Genomic DNA, 3,356 nt, shown 5'->3' with positions numbered 1-3,356 from the left:
TTACCCCAAAATTGGGGAAGAAAAAGTAGATTTGCTATGAATTGAGGGAGAAAAAGAAAGTGAGAATTTGGCTGGTTACAAAATGACTAATTAGTCACGTATTTTACTCATATTTACATTTTCAAATATTGAGCAATTGCTAAACATCAAACTAATAACAGATAAACGTAAAACAGCAGCACAAAATCAGGATTGAAGAAGAGTTTGAAATACCAGTTATTTAGTAATTTATCTTCTCAATTCTCATTTCTATTCTTTTTTCTCCTTTTATATAACCTGACAATAGGACATTTCCAAATTTGGCAGGCATAGGCACAAGTAGAATACTCTCCTCTGTGTTTAATCTAATCATATCATTTGAAAATGTACCACCATTGTATATTATTGATTTAACATTGTAGGTATCAACTTCACCCTCTTTCTCAGCACTTCGATAATTTATTATAAATTGATTTTCATTTTCATCAATTTGTGTGAATAAGTAATCAAAAGCATTATCTCTTTTCACTATATTGGCTAATTTAGGGAGACCGAAAACACCATATCCAGCTGGTAAATTAAATTTGTTTTTTTCTTTTTCAAAAACGTCAAGCTTTTCAAATGTAAAGTCATTGTTTAACCTAAAAATGAAGACATCTTTCATCGTAAAATCATACATACTCGTGTTTGCTCCTATTATCCTCAAGGCAAGTTTTCCTGTATTATTTTGGAGCCAAAAATTTTCAGCGACAGCAAAAATTTTATCTTTTACCCTGAAAACTTTGTGAAAATAAAGAGATTTTATTTCCTCTTCGGTTTTATAATTTGCCACAGGAAGCGATTTTCTTAAATAATCAGAATGAATTGAACGCTTAATATTGGTTAAAATACCATCTGAACTTATATTAGCAGAAAACAAGCCTTGTGCGTGAGCGTTATCTATTTTTTCATTTTTCCCATAAAAAACCCCCAAGATTTCTTCTGTACTATTTGTATTTATTTGATTTGATAAAACTTGATATTTATAGTTTTCATCTTCAAGTTTTACTTCTTTTTCTTTTTTTCCTGTTTGAAGGTCATAAACGGTCATGTATTGAGTAATGTTATTCCCAAATTGACTATTGTAAGCACTATAGTCACTAATTACATTCTTTAAACAAACAATCTTTGTTTTATGAGTCGCTAAAACGTGTACTGTTCTGTACTCATTTTTACCATCAGGCTCTTCATTTTCCCATAAAACCGCTCCTTTCGAATCAATAAGTGAGATAAGAAGAGTTTTAGGTTTTATATTTCCAAAATGAAGAAATCCTTTATCTGGAATACTGTAAAGGCTTTTATTTATGTTATCGGGTAAATTAACTAATTGTTGATTATTCCATAATTTCTCGTGCTTACCATTTGGAAATTCAACTCTCCTCAGTTTTTTTGACTGGTCATAGATATAAAACCTTCGGCTGCCAATAGTAAAGCTATTAGAGTCAAACTTGAAAAGGAAAGATTGATTATTGAAAGAAACCTCTTTCAGTTCAAAAATCCTAAACTCTATAAATTTTTCAGAAAAGACCTCATTCAAGTTATCATCTAATATTTTTACTAAGTACTCAGTATTATCATTATCAATCTTTTGAAATTCATAAAATTGATAATACCCCACCAATTTTTGCTCGTTGAAAATAGTACCTTGATTTCTCAGGGAAATTGTACTGTTTTTTTCAATAATTTTTCTTTGAGCAACAGAGTAATGCGTAACTACAGCACAAAAGAAAATAACTACCCATTTAATTTTAAAAAAAATATGATTCATACTTGCCTTTGGGGTATTTAGATTGATATATCTTTTTCCAATTCTCCTTTTCTACTGAATTTTCGACTAAATCACTTGCTAAATAGGATGCAAAGATGATGATTTCATCATCATGATTGAGACTTGGTTTTTCTTTAAGAGGATAATAAGCTAATCTTGATAAATCTTTTAACGTTAGATTTTCAATTACCCTTAATACCGATTGATAGTTTCTATTCTCGATATACTTTTCATTATCAATGTATTTATAGAGTAGATGTTGCTTTTTCGCAGAGTGAATTACATAAATACATCTAACGAGCATTGCATTAAGATACGAGTTATTGGGGTATTTATGAAGTAATTTTATGAGCCTGTAAAGAGTTTTACTATAATTTTCACGGTAAAAATCGCTTTCAACGATTTCAAACATCGCCGACTCTCTCATTTTCATGAAATCAGTAGTACTTATAATCTCCGATTTCTTCTTCTTAGTGACTAAAAAGTTATTTGAAATTTTTTCAATTCTTAAAGCACAATCTGGATGTGTTTTCAATGAATCAATTACTGCATCTGAAAGAGGTTTTGCCGTAAAACTACCAAAATTTGAAATTTGGCTCGATTTAAGCCACTTTTCTTGAAATTGAAAGCTGGGGGTGTTAAATATTTTTTGAAAATCAAAATCAAAATCGTCATTATCAATAATATCTAAAATTTCTAAGGTTTTTTTAGCTTCAGAGTCCTGAAACGATGTTCTTTGAAGATAGACCATACCTAATGAATCAGCCTGAATTTCATCTTTCCTGCTATTCTTCATTTTTGAGTAAGATACATTTCTAACAAACTCTTCCATTCTCGAAATTTTCAAATAATCATTTTTTGAAATACTTTTAAGTGTAGATTTGACTTCTTCACTTGCAAAAACTTCTAATTGGTTTTGAATACTAATATTTACATGATTAAGCTGAAAGTGAGCTAATTCATGACAAATTACAAATGCTAATTGGCTCTCATTCTCTAAAAATTGCAGTAACCCAAGATTAATTACTATGGTACCTTCACCCAAGCAATAGGCATTAGGAATTGAACTCTTACTTAATAATAATTGAATTTGATGATTTGGAATGGATGGATTTGACTGATAAATTTTATCAAGTAAAGTTTGAAGATTAGAGTTGATAAGATGTCCAAAGATAAACTCATCGTTTTTGAGTCTATCTATAATTTCTTGATTTCGATTTTCGTATATTGTTTTAAGGTCTTTCTTAAATTTAGATGTTAAATCGGTCTGAATCTGCTTATTTTTTAAAGTAAACTCGTTTATCAGCTTAGTTTGCAAGAGTAAATCTGAACAAATTGGAGTATAGTTGTGCTCAATTTGAGAGTAAACTGTAAATGGAAGTAAAAGTAAAATTTGAATTATTTTTTTCATAATTGTTTCTCAATATGAAAAATTTGGCAAAAATCACACCAGTTTAATGAAAGATGAAACACAAAATAAACATAGTATTCAATATTAAGTCCATTTTAAATCTGCACTTAATAAAAAAAACCCTAATCAACTGAAAATCAGCGAATTAGGGTTTCATTT

2 protein-coding genes are annotated in these 3,356 nt (G+C 29.2%); both read right to left on the bottom strand.

All coding sequences use genetic code 11. The features are described 5' to 3' along the window. Nucleotides 1–220: 220 nt before the first annotated feature. Complete coding sequence (locus ACOVO2_RS06150) at nucleotides 221–1,786, bottom strand: DUF6770 family protein (protein WP_421769122.1); 1,566 nt, start codon at nucleotides 1,784–1,786, stop codon at nucleotides 221–223. After that, a complete protein-coding gene (locus ACOVO2_RS06145) occupies nucleotides 1,767–3,197 on the bottom strand; it encodes a M48 family metallopeptidase (protein WP_421769121.1) in 1,431 nt (476 codons plus the stop codon). Before ACOVO2_RS06145 ends, ACOVO2_RS06150 begins: the two co-directional genes overlap by 20 nt. Nucleotides 3,198–3,356: the final 159 nt, after the last annotated feature.

This window comes from Emticicia sp. (assembly GCF_049241225.1).
Taxonomy (GTDB): domain Bacteria; phylum Bacteroidota; class Bacteroidia; order Cytophagales; family Spirosomataceae; genus Emticicia.
The sequence above is the reverse complement of the archived record's forward strand: the minus strand, read 5'-3'. Positions and strand labels throughout refer to the sequence as shown.